The sequence below is a fragment of the Telluribacter humicola genome (assembly GCF_017355935.1).
In the GTDB taxonomy this organism is placed as follows: Bacteria; Bacteroidota; Bacteroidia; order Cytophagales; family Spirosomataceae; genus Telluribacter; species Telluribacter humicola.
This window is the reverse complement of record NZ_JAFIQT010000002.1, coordinates 593,525-615,815: the sequence shown is the minus strand read 5'-3', so window position 1 is coordinate 615,815 and position 22,291 is coordinate 593,525. Positions and strand designations below refer to the sequence as shown.

17 protein-coding genes are annotated in these 22,291 nt (G+C 47.0%); 5 read left to right on the top strand and 12 right to left on the bottom strand.

What is annotated here, in order from left to right:
- The first annotated feature begins 11 nt into the window (after positions 1-11).
- A complete protein-coding gene (locus tag JUB14_RS13610; protein WP_207506825.1) occupies positions 12-1,685 on the top strand; it encodes a S8/S53 family peptidase in 1,674 nt (557 codons plus the stop codon).
- A gap of 714 nt (positions 1,686-2,399) precedes the next feature.
- Here JUB14_RS13610 and JUB14_RS13605 read toward each other — a convergent pair.
- Positions 2,400-2,954 (bottom strand): NUDIX hydrolase, encoded by a 555-nt coding sequence (locus tag JUB14_RS13605; protein ID WP_207506824.1) that lies wholly within the window; start codon positions 2,952-2,954, stop codon positions 2,400-2,402.
- Between the two features lie 80 nt (positions 2,955-3,034).
- Between JUB14_RS13605 and JUB14_RS13600 the strand changes: the two genes are divergently transcribed.
- The gene (locus JUB14_RS13600) at positions 3,035-3,961 is read left to right on the top strand and encodes a DUF2911 domain-containing protein (RefSeq protein WP_207506822.1); all 927 of its coding nucleotides are present in this window, start codon (positions 3,035-3,037) and stop codon (positions 3,959-3,961) included.
- 243 nt (positions 3,962-4,204) lie between these two features.
- On the opposite strand, the gene JUB14_RS13595 is transcribed toward JUB14_RS13600, so the two are convergent.
- The 6 genes from JUB14_RS13595 to JUB14_RS13570 form a co-directional block, all read right to left on the bottom strand.
- Positions 4,205-7,384, bottom strand: coding sequence for an efflux RND transporter permease subunit (locus JUB14_RS13595; protein ID WP_207506820.1), 3,180 nt, complete (start codon positions 7,382-7,384; stop codon positions 4,205-4,207).
- Positions 7,385-7,448: 64 nt separating this feature from the next.
- Positions 7,449-8,573: an efflux RND transporter periplasmic adaptor subunit gene (locus tag JUB14_RS13590; protein WP_207506817.1), complete on the bottom strand. Its 1,125-nt coding sequence runs from the start codon at positions 8,571-8,573 to the stop codon at positions 7,449-7,451.
- 52 nt (positions 8,574-8,625) lie between these two features.
- Positions 8,626-9,975: a TolC family protein gene (locus JUB14_RS13585; protein WP_207506815.1), complete on the bottom strand. Its 1,350-nt coding sequence runs from the start codon at positions 9,973-9,975 to the stop codon at positions 8,626-8,628.
- A gap of 292 nt (positions 9,976-10,267) precedes the next feature.
- Entirely contained in the window at positions 10,268-11,971 is a 1,704-nt protein-coding gene (locus JUB14_RS13580; protein WP_207506813.1) for a sodium:solute symporter family protein, read from the bottom strand.
- Positions 11,968-12,114: a hypothetical protein gene (locus JUB14_RS13575; protein ID WP_207506811.1), complete on the bottom strand. Its 147-nt coding sequence runs from the start codon at positions 12,112-12,114 to the stop codon at positions 11,968-11,970. The genes JUB14_RS13580 and JUB14_RS13575 overlap by 4 nt, the downstream gene beginning before the upstream one ends.
- 175 nt (positions 12,115-12,289) lie before the next feature.
- Positions 12,290-13,072, bottom strand: a complete 783-nt coding sequence (locus JUB14_RS13570; protein ID WP_207506809.1) for a helix-turn-helix transcriptional regulator — start codon at positions 13,070-13,072, stop codon at positions 12,290-12,292.
- Between the two features lie 713 nt (positions 13,073-13,785).
- On the opposite strand from JUB14_RS13570, the gene JUB14_RS13565 reads away from it, so the two are divergent.
- The 3 genes from JUB14_RS13565 to JUB14_RS13555 all read left to right on the top strand — a co-directional run bounded on the left by JUB14_RS13565 (position 13,786) and on the right by JUB14_RS13555 (position 17,003).
- Positions 13,786-14,556, top strand: a complete 771-nt coding sequence (locus tag JUB14_RS13565; protein WP_262897608.1) for a LuxR C-terminal-related transcriptional regulator — start codon at positions 13,786-13,788, stop codon at positions 14,554-14,556.
- Between the two features lie 349 nt (positions 14,557-14,905).
- Positions 14,906-15,265, top strand: a complete 360-nt coding sequence (locus JUB14_RS28115) for a LytTR family transcriptional regulator DNA-binding domain-containing protein (protein ID WP_374757809.1) — start codon at positions 14,906-14,908, stop codon at positions 15,263-15,265.
- 484 nt (positions 15,266-15,749) lie between these two features.
- Positions 15,750-17,003: a Rossmann-fold NAD(P)-binding domain-containing protein gene (locus JUB14_RS13555; RefSeq protein ID WP_207506803.1), complete on the top strand. Its 1,254-nt coding sequence runs from the start codon at positions 15,750-15,752 to the stop codon at positions 17,001-17,003.
- A gap of 23 nt (positions 17,004-17,026) precedes the next feature.
- Here JUB14_RS13555 and JUB14_RS13550 read toward each other — a convergent pair whose 3' ends face one another.
- From JUB14_RS13550 to JUB14_RS13530, 5 genes are all read right to left on the bottom strand, one after another.
- On the bottom strand, positions 17,027-18,145 hold the full coding sequence (locus JUB14_RS13550; RefSeq protein ID WP_207506801.1) for an MlaD family protein: 1,119 nt from the start codon (positions 18,143-18,145) through the stop codon (positions 17,027-17,029).
- A gap of 5 nt (positions 18,146-18,150) precedes the next feature.
- A complete protein-coding gene (locus tag JUB14_RS13545) occupies positions 18,151-18,924 on the bottom strand; it encodes an ABC transporter ATP-binding protein (protein ID WP_207506799.1) in 774 nt (257 codons plus the stop codon).
- A 12-nt stretch (positions 18,925-18,936) separates the two neighbouring features.
- Entirely contained in the window at positions 18,937-19,719 is a 783-nt protein-coding gene (locus JUB14_RS13540) for an MlaE family ABC transporter permease (RefSeq protein WP_310586140.1), read from the bottom strand.
- Between the two features lie 162 nt (positions 19,720-19,881).
- The gene (locus JUB14_RS13535; RefSeq protein ID WP_207506797.1) at positions 19,882-20,925 is read right to left on the bottom strand and encodes an SDR family NAD(P)-dependent oxidoreductase; all 1,044 of its coding nucleotides are present in this window, start codon (positions 20,923-20,925) and stop codon (positions 19,882-19,884) included.
- An 84-nt stretch (positions 20,926-21,009) separates the two neighbouring features.
- Positions 21,010-22,062 (bottom strand): endonuclease/exonuclease/phosphatase family protein, encoded by a 1,053-nt coding sequence (locus tag JUB14_RS13530; RefSeq protein WP_207506795.1) that lies wholly within the window; start codon positions 22,060-22,062, stop codon positions 21,010-21,012.
- Between the last annotated feature and the right edge of the window lie 229 nt (positions 22,063-22,291).

Genomic DNA, 22,291 nt, shown 5'->3' with positions numbered 1-22,291 from the left:
TACAGCTCTACATGAAAAAATATATCACCGGACTACTCATCGTAGCTGGCTTGCTGACCGCAGAAACCTTGCTGGCTCAGCAGGCCCCCCGTTACCTGGTGTTGTTCAAGGATAAAGCCAATTCTCCTTATTCCATTCAGAATCCGGAGGCCTTTCTATCCGAGCGGGCCATCGCCCGTCGTCAGCGACATACTATTCCTGTTACCACGCAGGACCTTCCCGTTAATCCGGCCTACGTGGCGGCAGTGCGACAAACAGGTGCGCGGGTCATTAATACGACCCGTTGGTTCAACGGAGTGGTAGTGGAAGCTACGATGAGTCAATTGTCCGCGATCCAGAACCTGCCCTTCTATCAGGGATTAGAAAGAAATCTCCCCTTAGCTAATATCAATGGTACTGCTACCCCCGGATTAGCCAGAATAGCAGCCACTACTGACAAGCTGGAAACCCTTGAAACCATTGATTACGGTCGTACCTTCGATCAGCTGGCCCTGCTGGGAGTACCTACCCTGCACGAGAAGGGGATTCAGGGACAGGGAGTACTCATTGCCATTTTCGATTCGGGTTTTTCGAGGGCCAATCAACTGGGGTACCTCAAGCACCTGTTTGACGACAAACGTGTTCTTGATACGCACGACTTTGTAGCACGTGACGGGGATGTTTACGATGATGATGACCACGGCCTCAATGTACTTTCCACCATTGCGGCCTATGAGCCAGGTACTTTGGTCGGAGCGGCTTTCAAAGCGAGCTTTGCCCTCTACCGTACCGAAAATGAAATCAGCGAAACACCCTATGAAGAGGTAGCGTGGTTACTGGCTGCCGAGCGATCTGACAGTCTGGGTGCTGACATTATCAACAGCTCCCTGGGCTACTCCACGTTCCTGGGCGAGTTTGATACACCTGCCTACAACTACACTTACGCCGATATGAATGGGAATACCACCATAGTATCCCGGGCGGCCCGGGTGGCGGCTCGCAAGGGTATCCTGGTGGTGAATGCTGCCGGTAATGACGGTGATGAAATCTGGCGCTTTATTTCCGCTCCGGCCGATGTGGATTCGGTACTGGTTGTAGGAGCTACCTATCTCAACCGTTCCTACGCTCCTTTTAGCTCCGTAGGGCCTACCGCCAATGGCCTCCAGAAACCTGATGTCGCTGCCGTAGGTGTAGGTACCGTAGTGGGCAATGACCTGGGTTCAGGCGGTGCCTCTACCGGTAACGGCACCTCCTTCGCTACGCCACAGATCGCCGGGCTGGCTGCTTTGCTAATGCAGGAGTACCAGACTCTTACCGCTCAGCAACTCATCGATGTGCTGGAAAGATCAGGACATCAGGCCAACCGACCAGACAATCTGCTCGGCTACGGAGTACCTTCGGCTGAGCGTGCCCAAGAAATCATCCAACGGGAATTTGGGCCCTTGGGTATGGAACCCGGTGGGATCAATTTTCAGCTTTATCCCAATCCGGTAACGGAGGAAATAGTAGTCAGGTGGGGGAACACGCCGTACAAACCCGGCAACGTGTATCAAATCCTAAGTACAACAGGAAGTGTACTACTAGAAATCAAGGAAAGCGAAAAGCCACTTTTATCTATACCCGTAAAACACCTGCCATCAGGTCTGTACCTTCTGCGTATTACCAATGAGCAGCACGTCCGGACGTATAAATTTGTGAAGCAGTAGGCAGTATTCATATAACCCCTTATTGTACTGTCAGAAGTACTAAAGTCTAGCTCTTATTCGGTAAAACTCAGTAAACAGAGCGGCCTCTCCCTTTTACCAAAGGAGAGGCCGCTCTGTTTTGATAGTCTACACTTCACTATATGTCTGATATTGAGCAGCGATAATTACATCTTTTAGTTAGACTACTTAGTAGCTACTGATTAACTATATACAGGAATAAGGCTAAGAAGCCTCATCCCAGTATCATTGCACCAAAACCTACTCTCTGCTTCCGGGGGTAATCCATTGATGCAGATTTGAAATATAACGGCTTTATTTCCTGCAGCTTTTTAATCACAAAATAGGTAATAGCTATTAGGGGAGAATGAAGACTTATTACAATGAAGTATAAAACCAGAGAGTTCTTAAATCCTGAATAGTGTAATTTATCTATTCTTACTACAAAGAATAAAATCATAAAGTAATAAGGCATAAAGATTCCTGTTAACAACGCAGGATAGCCAAACCACCTCTTCGCAGTAACCCGGCCATTTATATTTGAGTAACGTACGTAGGCAAAGTCTCTTAAATCCAGTAAAAAGTTTAATATAAAATTCTTCAATACCTTAGTTGTTATCCTGGTGTACTACCAAGAGCAATGACCGGGCAGATGTAGCAGATCCAGAACAGAGCTGTTCACCTATTATGATCTGTATCTGATGCGGAGTAACCCTATCACATAGGTGAAGCTGTAACCTGCTGCACCTTACGTACCATCCGGAGGATAGATTCAGAATTGTTGTACTCTGCCACTTTATCCAGAGAGATCCACTTTACTTCTTTAGACTCGGCATTTCGCTCGATGACTTCCTCAGGATCGGCCTCCAGCAGGAACCGGATGTCGTAGTGGTAGTGAGCGGCTTCTTTGGCATTGCCCGGGATCAGGTGTACATCCACGTCAAAAATAGTATCGCTGACGGGGGTTATGTCCCTAACTCCGGTTTCTTCCGTAGCTTCTTTCATGGCTACATTTAATACGTTGGGATCACCGTCACAATGTCCACCCGGCTGAAACCACATATCCAGCTTGGCGTGGTGCATCAGCAGAACCTGCAAACGATCCGGCGACACCACCCAGGCAGATCCTGTTACATGACCTATTGACAAACTACGCTCAAAACATTCGGCATACGCCCGGACAAACTCTTTTGTATTCTCACACATTTCCAGTTCATTAGTATCCAGTGGCTGGTGCTGATCCAGCCGGGTAAGTAACCACTCTCTTCTCATACGGGTAGATATTGTTGTATTTTCCTTCTAATTTAGCCGCTAAGATCAATGGTCTGACTTGAAAATAAAATTTTAAAAACATGAAAAAGTATTTTTTGTCATTTGCTTTCGCCCTGGCCGTAGCCGGTACTTCCCTGGCCCAACGGACTCCTCAGCCTAGTACATCGGCCGGAGTGATGCAGTCGGTTGGAGTAACTGACTTCACGGTAATGTATTCACGCCCTAATGTCAAAGGACGTACTATTTTTGGTGACACATCTGCCCGGGCCGTAGTACCCTATGGAGAGCTATGGCGTACCGGTGCCAACATGGCTACTACGCTGGAAGCCTCTACTGACTTTACATTCGGTGGCAAAACAGTCCCGGCTGGTAAGTACGCGCTGTTTACCATGCCTGGTGCGGGAGAGTGGACGGTTATTCTGAACAAAAACTGGAACCAGGGAGGAACTGGTGCTTACAAGCAGTCCGAAGATGTAGCCCGTGTTACCGCTTACCCTAATTCATCAACATTCAACGAAACCTTCCTGATCACATTTACCAATGTAACGGATAGTACTGCTAAGCTGAATGTATCGTGGGCGGCATTGAATCTGTCTGTACCGGTTGGTGTAAGTACAAATCAGCTGACGATGGCCGGACTAAACAAAGCCGTAGCCGAGAAGCCGGAAGATCCTAACACGCTGATGACTGCCGCTAACTATATCCTGTCGACCGGCAGAGACCTGGACAAAGCGCTGGCTCTGACCGACAAGGCTATCGGCCTGCAGCAGAACTTCCGTAACCTGTGGCTGAAAGCCCAGATCCTGAACCGGATGGGCAAAGTAGCCGAAGCACTACCACTGGCTCAGAAAGCCTTGGCGATGGGAAAGACTTCTAACGACGGTGCCTTCTCATTCATGGGACCTCAGATCGAGAGTGGCATTAAAGCCATGCAGGCTAAACTCCCTGCTGCTGCTAACGCTGCGAATGCCGCTTCATCAGCCGCCAAAGGCAAAAAGAAGAAATAATCTGCTGTACCAGTAATAGTATCTTGCAAATGCGCCACACTGAGCTAGTGTGGCGCATTTGCTTTTTAAGCTACTCCAACCTTTTACAGTGTCTACCCGGTATCCAGCCTTGAACGGCATTCCCCTAATCAGGTAACATACGATCAGCCTGCTGACTTAGTGGCTCCAAATATCCATATATCAAAACAAAACGCGATGCCTCAACAGCTTCGCCTTTTGTTTATTCAATGATATAGCTCGTACTTACACGTGCTTTACTTCTTCTTCGACACCGGCAGGTACAGGTCCGGCTTCATGCAGGCTCTTACGTCCGTAGGCGAATTTGGCAATAATGGCGAATAGTACGGGTACTATAAAGATTGCCAGCAGCGTAGCGGCCAGCATACCTCCTAGCACCGTCCAGCCGATGGTGTTACGGGCGGCAGCTCCGGCTCCACTTGATAGTGCCAGCGGAAGTACCCCCAGAATAAAGGCAAGTGAAGTCATGATAATCGGACGCAAACGCAGCCTTACCGCTTCCAGGGTACCATCCCAGATCGAGTCACCGTGGTCTACCCGCTCTTTGGCAAATTCCACGATCAGGATAGCATTCTTAGCGGCCAGACCGATCAGTGTCAACAGACCGATCTGCGCGTAGATGTTATTACTGATGGCCGGGAAGAACATCAGCGTCAGGATAGCTCCAAATGCACCGATAGGTACCGCCAGCAGTACCGCAAAAGGTACCGACCAGCTTTCGTACAAGGCCGCCAGGAACAGGAACACAAACAGGATCGAAAGCCCGAATATGTATACTGTACTGGATCCGGAGTTAATCTCTTCTAAGCTCAATCCCGAAAACTCATAGCCATACCCAACGGGTAGTACCTGATCGGCCACCTCGCGCAGGGCCTGTATGGCTTCTCCACTACTGTATCCCGGCGCAGGGTTCCCGTTGATCTCCGTAGAGCGGAAGAGATTGTAATGCGAAATCAGCGGTGCACTTTCCACCACCTTATAGCTCACTATAGTATTGATAGGTACCATCTCACCGGCTTGGTTACGTACATAGTAGTTGCCCAGCTCCTGTATATTGGAGCGGAAGCTGGTATCAGCCTGTGCCACTACCCGGAAGTTACGTCCATAGAGGGTAAAATCATTGACATAGCGGCTCCCCAGGAAGGTCTGCATCGTGCTGTACACATCCGAGATATTTACACCCAGTTTCTTGGCCTTGGCCCTGTCTACCGTAAGTTCATAACTGGGTGTTTTAGCGGTGAAGAAAGAGAAGGCCCCATTTATCTCTGGCCGTTTGTTAGCCGCGGCGACGAAGTTTTGTACTACGCCTTCGAAGGTCTGGATATCGTCATTACTTTCCCGTTGTTCCAGTACAAAGCTAAAACCACCCGTCCGGCCCAGTCCCGGAATAGCCGGCGGCGTAATAACGACCACATTCGCTTCTTTCAGGGAAGCAAATCGCTTCCGCAGACTAGCTGCTATATTATCAAGCGATAGCGAATCGGCCTTACGATCACCCCAGGGGGTCAACTGCGTAAAGATGGTACCACTGTTGGATTTGGAAGCAAAGGTTACTACGTTTAATCCACCCAGACCCGCATAGTGGTTGATACCCGGCGTCTCGTCCAGGATCTTCATGATGCTGGTCAGCGTCTCGAGGCTTCGGCCGGTAGAGGCTGCCTGCGGTAGTTCGTAGGTAATGAACAAACGTCCGCCATCTTCCATCGGTATAAAGCCCGTTGGCTTGGTCTTGAACAGCAGCCCCGTACCTACATACATGACCACCATACCAACTATCACCAGCGGAGCCCTCCGAATGGCCTTCTGTACCCCAAGCGAGTACTTAGATGTAACGCGTCGGAACCATTCGTTGAATCGGTAGAAGAAGCGGTTGAGGCCTCTGGACTCCCGGTCCAGCTTCATCGGGCGCAGCAGCATGGCACATAACGCCGGAGTCAGCGTAAGCGCGACAAAGGCCGAGATAAGTACCGAGATAGCAATGGTGATAGCGAACTGCTGGTACAAGCGGCCTACGATACCGGGGATAAATCCTACCGGCACGAACACCGCCGCCAGAATAAGCGCAATGGCTATAACCGGCCCGGAGATGTCCTTCATAGCCCGGAAGGTAGCTTCCTTGGCCGAGAGGCCTTCTTCATCAATATAATGTTGCACAGCTTCCACTACCACAATGGCGTCATCCACCACAATACCAATAGCCAGTACAAACCCAAACATGGTCAGGGTATTAATAGTAAAGCCCAGCGGAATAAAGAAGACAAAGGTACCAACAATGGAAACCGGAATAGCGAGCAGCGGTATAAGGGTAGCCCGCCAGCTCTGTAAGAACAAGAACACTACAATGATTACCAGTATCAGGGCTTCGACCAGCGTCTTTAGTACCTCATCGATCGATACCTGAATAATAGAAACCGATTCAAAAGGTACTATATAGCTCAGGTCGTTGGGGAAGGTCTTGGAGATCCGCTCCATGGCATCGTATACTCCTTGCGCCGTCTCAAGGCTATTGCTTCCGGGGGCTTCGTATACAAGCAGGTAAGCCGCTTCCTTGCCATCCACGTAAGAGTTGGAGGCATAGCTAAACTTACCCAGCTCCACCCGGGCTACGTCTTTCAGGTACACGATAGAGCCATCATCCGGACGAGTCCGTACAATTACATTCCCAAACTCCTCGGCGGTACTTAACCGGCTGTTGGTAAATACGGTATATTCAAATGCCTGTACTGAGTTCTGAGGAGGTGCTCCTACCGAACCTACCGCCACCTGCAAGTTTTGCTCCTGCAGGGCAGCCAGTACTTCGCTGGAAGTAAGGCCCAGTTGAGCCAGTTTGTCGGGCTGCAGCCAGATCCGCATACTGAAGTCATCGGCCCGGCTAAATATATCTCCTACCCCTTTGACCCGAAGTAAGGCATCCCGTACGTAGATATTGGCGTAGTTGTTAATAAAGTTGACATTGTGGGTACCTTTGGGTGAGTAAATAGCCACCAGCATCAGGATACTCGGGCTACGCTTACGTACGGTAAGCCCCAGACGCGTTACTTCGCTGGGTAGTTGAGGAGTTGCTACGCTCACGCGGTTCTGCACGTCCATGGCCGCTACGTCCACATCAGTACCTACATCAAATACCACACTGACCGAGGTACGACCATCACTGGTACTGTTACTCTGCATATAGGTCATGCCGGGCGTACCATTGATCTGCGTTTCGACAGGGGTAGTAACCGTCTGCTCCACGGTAGAAGCATCCGCCCCGGTAAATGTCCCCGATACCTGAATGGTCGGAGGTGTAATATCCGGATACTGGCTAATGGGTAGGTTCATGATAGCCAATACTCCCACCAACAGGATCACCAGGGAGATCACTATAGCCAGAATTGGCCTGTTTATAAATTTATTTGCAAACATAACCCAGATTTAAAACCTAAACTTTCACTCTATATTCTAGGACTTTTCTCATCCCCTACTCCGATCATTTCCCCGCTACGGGTGCTGAGGTACTTACTTTGGCTCCGTTTCGAAGCTTCTGAATACCCTCAGTAACAATTACCGTATTTTCATCAATACCTTCCCGTACCACAATCTTATCTCCCGCCTGATTTCCAAGCTGTACCAGTTGCTGTACTACACTATCGCCCTGTACCACGTATACAAAGTACTCACCCATCTGCTCCATGACCGCTTTGTTCGGAATGAGCAGTGTAGGTCCATTATTGCCTCCTTTTACGCGTACATTCACGGTCATACCTACCTTAAGCATACCCTCCGGATTAGGGAAGACAAGACGTACCTTGATGGTACCGGTCTGTGGGTTGACAGCCCTGTCAATCAGATCAATCTTGCCGGTATAGGCATACAGACTACCATCCGGCAGCGACAGCGTAAAGGTGGAGTCTTTGCCATTGCCCCGCTGCATCAGGTTGGTAAAACGAACAATATCTTTCTGGTTTACCTCAAAATCAACCGCCATCGGACTATCCGTTGAAAGCGTATTCAGGAGGGTCTGGTTTTGGGTAACCAAAGCGCCCATGCGTACCTGCGATATGCCAATTGTACCCGCAAACGGGGCATAAATGTTGGAGTAGTTCAGGCCGGTTCTGGTCTGGTCTACGGCGGCTTTTGCAGACTGTACCTGCATCTGGGCCGTTTCCAGATCGGCCAGAGCATTGTCAAGTATCTGCTTAGCTATGGCCTCCTGCTTGTCCAGAGCTCTATAACGATCTGCCTCCCGCTGTGCCCGGCGCTCATTGGCCTCGGCTACACGTAGCTGAGCCACCGCCTGATCCATTGATGCCTGGTACTGCTGCTGATCTATCTGATACAGTCGCTGGCCTTTTTTGACCTGCTGACCATCCTCAAAGTAGATACCCGTTACGTAACCGCTGGCCATAGCCCGGAGCTCCACCTGCTTAAGGGGAGCTGCCGTAGCCGGATATTCATCAAAGTAAGTAGCCTCACCCCGTTGTACCTGGTACGTCGCTACCTGTACTGGTGGGGGTGGAGCCTGTTGTTGCTGAGCGTTCTTATCGCCACAGGAAACGATAAAACCCGATAAAGCTACCAGAGCCACTACTGATGGGCGTACTATCTTATTCATTGTATAAAGCTATTTATAATCTCTGCTAGGTTAGGATGTTGGTTAAAGTATATCAGGGTCGGATCGTACCCAGTGACCGTTCTACATCAAGCCGGCTGCTGATCAATTGATACAGCGCATTGGTATAGTTAAACTCGGCAGTCTGCAGGTCGGTCTGGGCTATAATCACCTCCAGGTACGTCTTCACTCCCGACTTGTACTGGAGCTGGATAACGTCATAGACCTCACGGGCCAGATCTACGTTTTCTTTAAGAGTCTGGTAGTAGGTAAGGTTGGCTTTGTATTGGGCCAGTGCCTGCTCATACTCGGCATTGACGGCATTTCGCAGCCCGGCAAACTCCCAATCCAGGCGATTGAGCTGCAGTTCGGCGATCTTTATATTATGAATGCGCTTTCCTCCCTGAAAAATGGGAAGCGCCAGCGTGAGTCCAAACAGCGAGTTCGGGAATGCCCGGCTGTACAGTTCGCCAAATTGCTGGTTCTGGAATACGTTGTTGTAGTTCAGGAAAGCAGACACTGTCGGCAGGTAGCTCCACCGCTCATACAGTAGCTCTGCCTGTAGGAGGCTGCGCCGGGTCTGGAGTAGCTGGTACTCGATGCGGTTATCGTAAGTGAGGCTGCGGGTAGTGTCCATCAGCGCTTCCTGCTGTATAGAGGCGCTGTTCAGTTCCAGGTTAATGGCTCGATCGGCCGGATACCCCATCAGGCTCTTCAGGTAAGCTTTCTTAGCGTTCAGCTCTTCGGCGGCCTGCTTGTAGCGGGCTTTGGAATTATTCAGCGCTATGGTAGCTCTCTTATAATCGGTTTTATCTACAATACCTCCCTGAAACTGGTTATAAGCGTCCCTCAGGTTTCGCTCTGACCTCAGAATCTCTGCCTCTACGATTTCCAGTTGCTGCTGGGTAAGTAGTACATCATAAAATGCCTTACTCACATCCACCACCACATCAATCTTGGTGTTGAGTGTATTCTGAGCAGCCTGCCGGTATACATCCTGCGCCGTACGATTGGCCAGGAGCAGATCCCGGTTAAACAGGGACTGATTCACCGTGAAGCCAAGGGTAGACGTATTGGCTACGCCTGACTGTACTTCTCTACGCGCTCCCGAACCTGGATTAGCAAAATCGGGCAGGATAATAACGGGTAGCTTAAGGAAGTGCTGGATGTTGTAGGTAAGGTTGAGCTGGGGGTACCAGTCGGCAAGGCGACTTTTGACCGTACGCGATACGATCTGCTCGTCGATCTGTAACTGCTTAACAGCAGGCTGGTGACTCAGTGCGTACTCTATACATTCCTGTAGGGAAACACTCTGCGAAAGGGAATCCGCCGCCGTCTGCGACTTTACGGTATGGGGAACAGTAAGAAGGGCCGCTCCCCAACAAAGCATTAGCAATGCTCTCATTGAGACAACAAGTAAAAGAAGTGGGCAATAGTATTTGTGACTGAATATCCAGGCTAAGTTAATTAACCATCGGTCACATGAACGGGTATTCTTTTAAAAGCACATGTTGGAAAGAATAGTTTCAAAAATAGAGGGAATAAACATCTATTCGTGAAACATACTTCCTTAATCCTATTTTCAGTAAATATTGTCCCAATGGCAGCTGCCTTTGCAGCTGCCTGACTAATAAATACAATAGAGAGGATGGATTAAATAACTAGAAGTCAGCTATTTACTTATAATACTCAAAGAGTTACTTAGTTGTTGTAGTTACGCTTGATTGGGGCCATATCATTTCGATAATCCAGGCAAAGCCAATAACCAGGACACAGCCAATCAGATTGAGCCACAGGAAAGCAGTCAGTTCAATCCAATAGCTGGCGATTACGAATATTTCGCCAATCACAGCACCCCAGAATACGGCCCGGCTCCCAATACTTTTGAAGTAAAAGGCAACCAAGAACACGCCCAGTATTACGCCATAAAACAGAGATCCCAGCACATTAACAGCCTCGATCATACTACCCAGACGGCTGGCATACTGAGCCACAAAAATACAGAAGATGCCCCACCCAAAGGTAACCCAGCGGGAGACAGTTACGTAGTGCATATCAGAAGCATCGCTCCGGATCATGCGTTTGTATATATCAACTACCGTTGTAGAAGCCAGAGAGTTATAGGCTGCCGCTACCGATCCCATCGATGCCAGTAGTATAACGGCAATCAATAGCCCGACCAGCCCCACCGGCAGGTACTCGATCACGAAACGGAGGAAGATGTAATTGACATCATTGACTTCCTCCCCATTGGCTTTGACGAGTAGTTCCTGTGCTTCCTTTCGAACACCCTGTACATCTACTTCCAGACTTCCCAGAATAGCCCGGGATTTCTCAATGCCCACTTCATCTTCCCGCTCCAGTGCCTGGTGAAGCGCCAGCACCTCTTTTGACTTTTCCGTTTGAATTGCGTCATGGCGTGCCTCCAGTTGCTGGTATGCTCCCGCGTACACTGTTTGCTGTATCCGATCTACCTGTACCTGATTAAAGAACAGAGGTGGATTATTGAACTGGTAAAAGGCAAAAACCAGCACCCCCACCATCAGGATCAGGAACTGCATGGGTATCTTCAACAGACCATTCATGGCTAAGCCAAGGCGGCTCTGCCCTATGGAGCTTCCCGTCAGGTACCGGCCCACCTGCGACTGATCCGTACCGAAGTACGACAACTGCAGAAAGAAACCTCCGATGATACCCGACCAGACGTTGTACCTGTTGTTCAGGTCAAAGGAAAAATCGATCACATTGGTCTTTCCCATTTTTCCGGCTACGTGAAGGGCGTCCGTAAATGACACATCTTCTGGTAATAGATGCACAACCATAAAGCCTGCGATCACCATGCCGAGTGTTACTATGCCCATCTGCAGCAAATGCGTATGAGAGATAGCCTTAGCCCCACCTGTGACGGTATATAGGAGCACCAATCCTCCTGAGATAATATTAGTGATTGTAATATCCCATCCCAGTATGGACGATAGAATGATAGCCGGAGCATAAATCGATAATCCGGTAGAGAGCCCCCGCTGAAGCAGAAAAAGTCCAGCTGTGAGTCCACGCGTCCTTAGATCAAATCGTCCTTCCAGAAACTCATAAGCCGTAAATACCTTCAGCTGGTGAAAGCGGGGCACGAACGTAATACACAGGACTACCATCGCCATCGGTAATCCGAAGTAAAACTGCACAAACCGCATACCATCGGTATACGCCTGTCCGGGTGCCGATAGGAATGTAATAGCGCTGGCCTGGGTCGCCATCAGCGAAAGCGTAACGTGGTACCAGGGGAGCGACTGATCTGCCAGCAGGTAAGATTCAATATTTTTATTTACACGGCTGCGGTAGATCCCGTAGCTGATAATAAAGGTAAGCGTAAGTACCAGAACAATCCAGTCGAGGTAGGTCATTGAAAATGGGTCATAAATAGGTAGAACAACACAATCTGAAGCACCAGTACACCTATAATCAGAGTGTACATCTGGGGCCAGGATTTAACAAAAGGCGGTAAGCCATCCTGCTCGTGCTGGTCTGGGAGGTTAGGGTTAGTCATGGCTGTGTTGAATGGATATAACCTAAGCTGGCAAGGTACCGAATAGGAACCAGGCAAAAATAGAACGCTTTTTGGAAATGGGTAGTATTTTTTTGTGATAAGCGAGGAGAAGGCTTACATTTTATCCTGATGCTATTTACCTGGTAAGTATACCGGTCAGGAGTTATTAACCATTTTAAATAAAACGGTATACAGAAAGAAAATTAATGAGCTCAAGGGTATCAACCATGTCCAGTTTCTTTAACATGTTATGCCGATGAGTATTGACGGTATGTGGACTTAAAAATAACTTACCGGCGATCTCTTCACTTGTCATTTTTTTACCCATAAGCCTGGCTATTTCTAATTCCCGACTACTTAGTACTTCCAGTTGACGTACTGTACCTGTTTCATTATCTACTTCATAAATCAGGTCTTCTTTTCCATTGGAAAGTCGCAGATGTTGCCTGCCGTCCCGCTTCAAATGGGATATATCCGAAGCCAGGGCCAGCAGAAACAGGATATTACCCTGATCATCTCTTTTGAGGCATAGTGTATCCTGTATGATACGGCCCAGACTGCCATCGGGCCTAATAATTCGGTAGTCCAGAATTGCCCGGTATTGTTTGCTCTCGGCATCCGATAAATCTTTTATATGCTGGATTATCCGCCCATGCATATCTTCAATAGCCTGGATATCACCCGGAGGTATTCTTTCAAGTAAAAATGCCACTCCTCCGTCAAGCAGATGCTGCTGGCTCCATCCGAATACTTTGTCTACATCGCCATAGATACACGTGTACAACTTAGTCTTCAGATCCACTATAGCCATAGCCGTCCCACCAAGTATAAGTACTTCGTTTAGTAAAGTATTCCCGTGAAACAAGTCTTTTGATTCAACTACCTGAGACGTCAATAAATCAGATCGCCATATATCTTTGAAAGAGGATACATCAAAGGAGGAGCTAATGGCTGCCATAAATTGTTGACTGGTAGATAACCAAATTACTGAATGATAAGTATTGCTGCTATTACTTTTAAAGTAGATATTTACAAATCATTCCATGATCTAAAAAGATCTTTTTTATAGATCTTCATTAATTGAAGTACTAACCCACTACCACAAACCATGCCACACTACACATGTAACCAATTTTTACTACAATATTTTAGTTGGCTAGTTCAACCTTCTAGTTCTAATCACCTTCTGCATTACACATAAAAAGCACAGTACGATCTGAAAGTTTATCAACAAAAACTTATGCTTTTTATTCTTTATATCTGCACCAAATAGAGTTAAAATCCTGTATTATAAGTAGTATCAGACACTTTATCAGACTAGTGTAACTGCTTAACCGGATTAATGCTACTTATAGCGTTTTAATGAAATCCTGGTAGATAAATGCATATTAAATACCAACGCAGGCAGTAAGTATCGAACCGAAGATAGTTATTGTAACCAGCTGTAAACTAGCGTGTTACTTTATAGGGTTATTCAAATACTCTTAAATATTTTTCACTTTATTAAAATTATTTATTAGTATATTGACGTGACAGTATAGCTCAAATTCCGGCATACTTATATCAACAGTAAGTTACTTACACATAACTGCGTTACCAATAGATCAAGCTGTACACGTAAAAACTGTATAGTCCTTACAAAGACACACCCACTAATACACCTTTTAAGGAATGAATTTGGAAACTGTAAAGCTAAATGAGTTACAAAAAGTATGGAAAAAAATATCAAAAGAATCAGTTGCCCCGGATTATAACTTTGAATTAGAAGATCACCACAGGTTACTAAATTTTTTCCAGATAGGCGACTACTACTTTTATATTTTCAACTACACTAATTCAAACATCGAACATTTGAGTAGCAGTTTATGTGAGATACTTGGTTACCAGTCTAGTATGATTGATATCCAATTTTTACTGGATATTATTCATCCGGAAGATCTGCCGTATGTAATGAACATAGAGTATACAATAAGTGACTTTTTTGATCAGTTACCTGCCGATAAAATCCTGAAATATAAAGTACGATACGACTACCGAGTCAGAAAATCGACAGGCCATTTTATCAGGGTACTCCAGCAGGTGATACCTATCCAGACTGACGATCAGGGGGCTATTCTACGTACTCTTGCCATACATACAGACATATCTCATCTTAAAGATAATGGCAGACCTGTACTCTCTTTCATCGGTTTTGACGGTGAGCCTTCCTTTGTTAATCAGGAAATCTCTGACCTGTTTCTTCCCTCGCGGGAGCTACTAAGTAAGCGGGAAAAACAGGTACTATCGGCTATGATTGAAGGAAATCAGAGTAAGGACATTGCCACCAAACTAGACATTGCTAAGGAGACTGTTGATCGGCATCGCAAGAATATGCTGATTAAGACAGGTGCGCGTTCTACCGCAGAACTTGTAGCGCTGGCTCTCCGTGAGGGGTGGGTTTAATTATAATTTCAGATGCAATTATATTGGTTATGTAACCAATCAAAGCCACTAATACTAAAAGCTACTATACTTGTTTTTTCAATATTTATATAGATAGTCGGCCCATAAGGCCAAAGACAGCATCTATCTGATATTCAAGTAATTAAGAATAATATGTAAAAATTTAGGCAAATGTATACCCATTAATGGGTATTGACACCCATTCTATTCCTGCCTTTATTTGCATATAGCTTTACCGACAAAAATAAAGCAATAACAATGCCAAGTTTTTTTCGATTGAGTTCTTTTTATTAACTTTTTTAAACATATATCCACACTATTTTTTCACACACTATTTTCTATACACACTATGCACTTGTATCCATCAATCAGCGCACCTAAGGCGCCATCAGTTCACGTAGGAGCACACACTCATGTCAATCCTAACACTATTGTCAGAATGGTTGCTTTAAGAAACTACACGCAGCTTTTTTTTACTGACCGCAAATCTTTCATCGTTTCACGTACTCTAAAGTATCTTGAAGAGACACTGCAACCACACGGCAACTTTATCAGAATCAACCGACATGAATCTGTAAATGAGTTGTACGTAAAAAAATGCATGAAATCGGGAGTAGTTATCCTGAAAGACGACAGTAGAATTGTTCCTTCCAGAAGGAGAGCAAAGAAAACGTATGAATATTTTAATGGTATGTCTAAGCTATACTGATACGTACTTCTCATCAACAAAACAGGCCTTCCGGACATCCGGAAGGCCTGTTTTGTTTCCTCTCATTCGCTCTTGTACTCGAGTAGTAGTATGTACCTGATCAGTATCAATCGATATCGGAAGCACGGGTACAACGGTGGAAACCAGCATTTAGGTGCCAGTCTTTATCACCTCCCCTGGTACCTGACTACCTATATTACTGGTATACATGCCTAAACATATTGGCCTCTTCATCAGTAGTTTGAGATATTCAATTTCTTTTTTAGCTTTGGTATACGGAATGTCACCTAGGTAATAGTGTATTCCTATTTTACCCTCCAGTCATGCCTCTTGTAAGGTGTAGGTAGTACATCATGCTACTGTTACAATGGCATAGCCTCAAAATTCGGGAAGAAGTTAAGTGGAGTCAGGAATTTTTCATCCAAGTATAAATAAATACTAACTGGTATTGTCGCAGTAGCGACTACCTTCAATGGATAGGCTTATGTTAAAAATGTACTTTACAATCCTGCTGGCATTACTCTGCACTACCAGCTTCGCTAACTCCATCCTGATCCCGATGGATGATAAGCAGGCCAACCACCTCAAAGCGTACGGCATTGCTTTCTCCATCCTGAAACAGGATCTTGATGTAGACTGGCTCCTCAACTACCGTGGAGGTAGTTTTATGATTAAGTATACATCAACGGCCGAAAAGGAATGTCGCGTGCGGGGGGTATCTTATGAAGTTATTTCGGATGCAAGTGCCAACACTTTACTGGAACAGATATCCGTGCCGGAAGTGAATATGAACGTGGTGAAGCTTCAGAAGGCCCCCCGGATCGTAGTGTACTCCCCCATCAAAGTAGGTCCTGCTACCTTCGAGTCCAATGATGCGGTACTGCTGGTACTCAAGTACGCCGAGATACCATTTGATGTAGTCTATGATGATGAAGTACTTAAAGGAGATCTGCTAAAATATGACTGGCTGCACCTTCACCACGAAGACTTTACGGGCCAGTACGGACGTAATCTGCGGCGTATGTCGCCCGAAGACATCAAAGCGCAGGAAGATATTGCCAAAAAATACGGCTATGGCAAAGTATCACATATGAAGCTGGCCGTAGCCAAGACCATCCGGGACTTCTGCGCCGGTGGAGGGTACCTGTTCGCCATGTGCTCAGCCGCCGAAACCTTTGACATTGCGCTGGCGGCCGAAGGGGTAGATATCGTAGACAGCCAGTTTGATGGAGATGGCATTGACGCCAATGCACAATCAAAACTGGACTTTAACAAAACCGTAGCCTTTGGCAACTTTATACTGGATTATGAAGAAGGCTACGGTGGAATGGCCTTCTCTGATATTAATTCCTCAGCCGGAGGCTATGGCTACGGTCAAACAGAAGAGTTCTTTTCCCTGTTCGACTTCTCTGCCAAATGGGATATTATACCCAGCATGCTGGTGCAAAACCACGAGAGCTTTGTCCGTGAATTTATGGGACAGACCACTGCTTTCAATAAGAAAACCGTTAAACCCAACGTATTGGTCATGGGTCAGAGCAAATCATCGGACCGGTACCTGTACGGTGAGCTAGGCCGGGGACAGTGGACCTTCTATGGAGGCCACGACCCCGAAGGGCGCCGGGGCGGACACCGTATGACAACCGATCTGAACCTATTTCCTCATTCACCAGGCTACCGCCTCATCCTGAACAATGTGCTGTTTCCTTCGGCCCGCAAAAAAAAGAGAAAGACCTGATTTCTCTATATAATAGCAAAGAGCTACTTATAAATCAGCTCAACCTTAACGGGAGTTTTGGCGGTATCAGCCTCAACTCCTTTTTTTATGATAACTGTCTCCTTCTGGTCTTTTTGGTTCTTCTGGTCTTTCTTGGCTTGCCGCTCTTCACGTTCCTCCTGCTTAGCTTTGCTACGGATGAATGTACGGAACAGAAAGCTGCCCTGTAGTGCTTCAAGCGTACCGTCAAGGCGTTGCGAACCACTATTCAGGTTATCAAGCGTGCTGCGTAAGTCGGCAGCGGCCTGTTGATCATTCAGCATTACTCCTACCGGACTGTCGGTGTCAGTCTTTAATCTTTCGCTGGTCTGTTTCAGGTTGTTGACCATGGCATCTGCCGTAGAAGCCGTTTCGCTGAGTTGGGAAAGGGTCTCGCGGGCCTGATCCATCGCTACCCGCAGGTCAGGCATCATGGTAGTATCCGTTACCAGTTCATTAGCAAAGTTGCCCTGTTGATTTAGTTTGGAGGTGAAGCGAGCCAGCGAAGCTGACATAGTCTGGGCATTGTCGGCAGTCCGCTGCAAGCGAGCCATGGTGGCTTCCAGATCGCGGTACAGCGTCTCATCATTCAGAAGTTTACCTACGGTCCCCTCCCCCTCACGAATACGGGCGCTTATGGCTTTGAAGTCATTCGTAATAGCGAGAATATTTCGGTTGTTTTCCTGCAGGGTTTTCATCATCTGCTCAGTACCTTCCGTTTGTTCAACGGCTAGTCGGGCTCCATCTTCAATTGGAGGTACGGTAGGAGTACCTCCATAGATTACTACTATCTTATTTCCGATTAGTCCATCCGTACTTATCTTGGCTTTAGCATCCTGCCGAATGTATTCCTGCGACTTTTCTTCAATATTCATAGTCACTTCTACCTGAGACTTGCCATAGAAACTGATTTTCTGGACAGTACCTATTTTTACCCCTGAAAACCACACATTATTTCCGGCCTGTAGTCCTTCCACATCACCAAAAATGGCAACGGCAGTCACTTTCCGTCCAAATGCTTTTCTGATACTCCCAATGGCAAGTACCCCTACCACCAGTACCACCAGACCCAAAAAAACGAAAATCCCAACCTTTATTGCACGTTTATTTTTATTGGATTCCATATATATTATTCTGTAAAGTTATAGTCGTAAAAACTTCTGACTCTTTCTTCGTCTGTGTCAAATACCTCTTCGAAAGTACCTACCCGGAGGAACTGTCCGTCAAATAGCATGGCGATACGGTCACCGGTTATTTTTGCACAGGTCAGGTCGTGGGTGATGATGATAGAACTGGTATGATACCGCTCCTGTACCTCGTTGATCAGTTCATTAATTTCTATTGAAGTAATGGGGTCCAGACCAGCAGTGGGCTCATCATAGAGCATGATCTCGGGTTTCAGAATCAGGGTACGGGCTATGCCGATCCTTTTTCTTTGTCCACCGGAGAGTTCAGAAGGCATCTGGTTGATGGTCTGTAACAAACCAACCGCCTCCAGTACGGACTCCACCTCCTTGTTTACTTCGGCCCGGCTCAGATTCTTTACATGCCGGACGAGCGGAAACTCAAGATTCTCCCGAATAGTCATACTATCGTAGAGGGCACTATTTTGAAAAGAGAAACCTATCTTTAGGCGTAGCTCCATCAACTGTTTCCGGTCCAGTTGGTCTACATCCCTCCCCAGTACATTTACTTTCCCTTTATCCGGCATGAGCAGCCCGGAAATAATTTTTATCAGAACCGACTTTCCAGTACCCGATCGCCCTAACACCACTACGTTTTCTCCTTTGAATACTTTCAGGTCCACGCCACGCAGTACATGCAGGTCACCAAATGACTTGTACAACCCCCTGATATCAATGACGGTTTTACTGGTATCTATATATGATTTATCCTTTTGCATACAGTAGATTATCTAATAGCCCCGGATGGAGTTGGCAATCTGTACTATTATTACCTCTTCTATGAATATCAGGAACATGGAAAGCACCACCGACGAGTTGGCCGCTTTGCCCACTCCCTCGGTTCCTTTATTAGCATAGTATCCCTTATAACAACCTACGATACCAATGGTAAAACCAAATACGATAGCCTTGATGACGGAGGCCCATACATCCAGGAAGGTAATCTGGTCAAAAGCACTCTCCCAGAAAGCCACAAAGTTGGTTTCCTCGTTTTGAGATACATTCAGAAAGGCCCCCAGCATACCCACCAGAGCGCAGTAGAGCATCAGTATCGGGATGGTAATAGTCGTTGCCAACACGCGGCTCACCACCAAAAACTTGAAAGGGTTAACCGCCGACACCTCCATGGCATCTATCTGTTCGGTAACACGCATGGAGCCCAGCTCAGCACCAATACTGGACCCTACCCTACCCGCACTGATCAGGGCAGTTATAAGGGGAGCCAGGGCACGTACGATGGCAATGGCTACCAGCGACGGCAACCACGAAGCGGCCCCAAACTCAATGAGTGAGGGACGCGACTGCTTGGTAAATACAATACCTGTAATAAATCCGGTGAGGCTGATAAGCGGCAGTGATCGGTACCCAATCTCGTAGCATTGCCTTACTATTTCCTGAAACTCATATGGAGGCTGGACTGCTTCCTTGAAGAAGCGTCCGATAAAAAGAATTGCATCATAAATACTGTAAAAAAAGGAATCAGCCTTTTTTGAAATAACGTATGGTCTGCTCACGATGTATTAATGTTTTTAACCGGCTTTGCAAGTCGATCGGTTGCACTCCAAAGAATGAAACAGCTCTACCCCAGTCAGAGAGTTAAAGAGGTAGACTAAAATGAAAGGAACAGGAGGAGCAACTTCTGTAATTATTTACTACTAAAAATTACGTGCCAGTTGCTACAACTCATTATTCTTAAGGGCAGCCTGATCAGTCAGTGTATTGACCGAACTTCTGGATGTCTCGGTTTCACTTTCGTACCCGCGCTTAGTTTGATCGCCTCCCTCCACATTATCAGGAAGGAACTGATTTACCAATCCCATAGTGGTATTCAGGAAACCGGGAGCAAGCCCTTGCAGGAAGGTAGCTACCCGCGCCGTAACGGTAAGAATTACCTCTGGTTCAGCGTATTCCAGGGCTTTAATGATAGACCTTGCCGAGACTTCGGCATCCTGGGAAAATAAAGGAGAAGAATCAAGAAACTTGAAAATGGCGTACTCTACCTCATGATCACCCTTGATGTAAGCATTGCGCGGACTACCGGTACGCATCAGGTGGGGAACTACGGTAGTTACCTTTATATTGTATTGTTTAAGCTCATTGTGCATCCCCTCCGACAGTCCCACTTGTGCGAACTTACTGGCCGAATAAGGCAACAGGTGGGGAACCGATATCTTCCCACCGATCGAGGTAATATTCACAATTCGGCCACCGCCCCGCTCTTTAAAATGAGGTACCACCGCCAGTATGGTATAAAGGGTAGCCCAGAAATGGGTCTTCATGGCGTAATCATATTCTTCTATACCCATTGTATCCTGAGGACCACCAATGATAATACCGGCGCTGTTGATGAGTACATCCAACTGGCCGTAGTGCCCGATGACCCGCTGAACCAAAGCCTCTACTTCTTCCTGACGGGTTACGTCTACGGTCAGGGCAAGTACCTCGGCCCCTTTCTGCTCCAGTTCCTGACGGGCGCGTTCTACCTGCTCTTCAGTACGGGAGCAAATCACCAGCTTAGCACCTTTGGCCGCTAGCTGACGGGCCATCAGCAAACCCAGCCCCCGGGAGCCTCCCGTGATGAGTACTACTTTTCCGTTGAGATCATATTTGGTAAATTCATTGTAGATAGCCTTGGCAGCCATGAAGGCGCCGGCACCCAGGGCCGCCCATCCCAGGGTTCGGCCTAAAGAAGAGCTGGATTCAGTATTATTTTGGGCCATAGCAGATAAGGTTCTGAAGTTGTTAAAGACTTTGATAAGCTTTACAACCTCTAAAAACCTATGCCATGTCCGTCCCTGTTGTTGCTAGGCTCCTTCTTCCAGTACTTTTAGCTTCTTCTCCAGGTACTCTGAGGAGTAGTCAATCTTGATCTCTACCCACATAGGCAAGTGATCTGACATCTGAAAGGTACGCCAGGTAGCGTACGATGCGTTGGCAGGCATGAGCGGTGTATAGAGTTCTGCCTCATCTTCCCTGAATACATACTCAAAATAATCAAAAATACCGGCCCGCTCTTTGGCTCTGAACTCTTCACCATCTACCTTGAAAGCGATCTGATCATAGAACTTGTCTTTTTTGACATTGCTGCCCGTCAGCTTGTTCTTGACCAAGGCATCTGGTACTTTGAATCCAGCCTCTTCGATAGCCTTCATGGTAGCATCCGTCTTCGCAAAGATATTGAAGTCGCCCAGCAGGATCCAGTTACGGGTGTGAGCATACTTCTCTTCACTACGGTCCCGGATAAAATTAGCTACATCAGTAATTTCCTGCAGACGCCGGGGATCATCAGGAGTACTTTGACCGTAATAAATATGTACAGTGGCCAATACAAAGTCAGTCCAGCCGGCTTTGAAACCGCACATAAAGGGCGTCCGGGCAAACTGCTTCTGTTCCAGCCGAGGTGGAAGTACTATTTCACCCGTCAGGCCACTTAGCCTGACTTTCCGGGTGTCAAAAATAAAAGCCATTCTTTCCTGATTACCTCCGTTGGCAAAAGCTGACACATCAGTAAACACACACTGCCAGTCACTGCCCAGTATCCGCATCACCTGCTGGAGCGCCGTCAGATCATCACGTACTTCTTGTACCGCTACCAGATCAAAATAGCTGATGATCTCGGCAATAAAGAAGTACGAGTCCATGGTTCGCTTTCCTCCCTTATTGGTCGGTGCCAGTTCACGAATATTCCAGGTAGCCAGGAGCAGACTCTCTGTTTGGGTACGTTGAGGTACGGAGGTAGATAGGCCAGCCCTCAGCCTGAGCAGCCCCTTGACGATTCGGATGCGGTCTGACTTTTTCAGTCTGTCAAGCTCGGTCTCCACCTTGCTGGCCAGTACCAGATCTTTATAGAAAGGCATGTGGTAATAAATAGGATGTAAGGATAGTACCAATTGTAAGTTAATTCGTATCCGGAACAGTTACGAATCTACCCTCCGGTTTTTATCAAGCGGTAGCTTTACTTTATTATGCATATCACCAGTGGCTCATCCTGTTTGTTTGGTATCAACCAGGATTAAGTTTGATTTTATATTCTTAGAATAATTATGTATATTTGTAGAAATCAAGCGGTTTGCTGACCAGAGAGAG

Coding starts and splice junctions, on each gene's coding strand:
- JUB14_RS28115 (WP_374757809.1), top strand. CDS start 14,906: ATGCACTTGTATCCATCAATCAGCGCACCTAAGGCGCCATCAGTTCAC.
- JUB14_RS13575 (WP_207506811.1), bottom strand. CDS start 12,114: ATGACTAACCCTAACCTCCCAGACCAGCACGAGCAGGATGGCTTACCG.
- JUB14_RS13585 (WP_207506815.1), bottom strand. CDS start 9,975: ATGAGAGCATTGCTAATGCTTTGTTGGGGAGCGGCCCTTCTTACTGTT.
- JUB14_RS13570 (WP_207506809.1), bottom strand. CDS start 13,072: ATGGCAGCCATTAGCTCCTCCTTTGATGTATCCTCTTTCAAAGATATA.
- JUB14_RS13530 (WP_207506795.1), bottom strand. CDS start 22,062: ATGCCTTTCTATAAAGATCTGGTACTGGCCAGCAAGGTGGAGACCGAG.
- JUB14_RS13590 (WP_207506817.1), bottom strand. CDS start 8,573: ATGAATAAGATAGTACGCCCATCAGTAGTGGCTCTGGTAGCTTTATCG.
- JUB14_RS13555 (WP_207506803.1), top strand. CDS start 15,750: ATGTTAAAAATGTACTTTACAATCCTGCTGGCATTACTCTGCACTACC.
- JUB14_RS13545 (WP_207506799.1), bottom strand. CDS start 18,924: ATGCAAAAGGATAAATCATATATAGATACCAGTAAAACCGTCATTGAT.
- JUB14_RS13595 (WP_207506820.1), bottom strand. CDS start 7,384: ATGTTTGCAAATAAATTTATAAACAGGCCAATTCTGGCTATAGTGATC.
- JUB14_RS13605 (WP_207506824.1), bottom strand. CDS start 2,954: ATGAGAAGAGAGTGGTTACTTACCCGGCTGGATCAGCACCAGCCACTG.
- JUB14_RS13610 (WP_207506825.1), top strand. CDS start 12: ATGAAAAAATATATCACCGGACTACTCATCGTAGCTGGCTTGCTGACC.
- JUB14_RS13580 (WP_207506813.1), bottom strand. CDS start 11,971: ATGACCTACCTCGACTGGATTGTTCTGGTACTTACGCTTACCTTTATT.
- JUB14_RS13600 (WP_207506822.1), top strand. CDS start 3,035: ATGAAAAAGTATTTTTTGTCATTTGCTTTCGCCCTGGCCGTAGCCGGT.
- JUB14_RS13535 (WP_207506797.1), bottom strand. CDS start 20,925: ATGGCCCAAAATAATACTGAATCCAGCTCTTCTTTAGGCCGAACCCTG.
- JUB14_RS13565 (WP_262897608.1), top strand. CDS start 13,786: ATGAATTTGGAAACTGTAAAGCTAAATGAGTTACAAAAAGTATGGAAA.
- JUB14_RS13550 (WP_207506801.1), bottom strand. CDS start 18,145: ATGGAATCCAATAAAAATAAACGTGCAATAAAGGTTGGGATTTTCGTT.